The 256-nt window shown below is 54.7% G+C and carries 1 protein-coding gene; it reads left to right on the top strand.

The annotated features are described in order from the left end of the window. Positions 1-50: 50 nt before the first annotated feature. Positions 51-256: protein kinase domain-containing protein (locus H5993_RS09330; protein ID WP_428980940.1), on the top strand; the 206-nt coding region annotated here is incomplete at its 3' end.

Here is a 256-nt window from a genome sequence, read left to right on the forward strand (position 1 = left end):
TCGGTATTGCGAAGATCGTGACCTCGTCTAATCTGACTGCCAGCGGCGCTATGGTGGGCACGCCCAGCTACATGGCACCGGAGCAAGGCATGGGCCAGCCCGGCGATGAGCGCAGCGATATTTATTCGTTAGGTGTCATGCTGTACCAATTGATGATTGGCCGTTTGCCCTATGATGCCGATACTCCGCTGGCTGTCGTTCTGAAACACATCAATGATCCGTTGCCGTTACCGCGATCGATTAAGCCCGATCTATC

The organism is Limosilactobacillus alvi, from assembly GCF_016900115.1.
In the GTDB taxonomy this organism is placed as follows: Bacteria; Bacillota; Bacilli; order Lactobacillales; family Lactobacillaceae; genus Limosilactobacillus; species Limosilactobacillus alvi.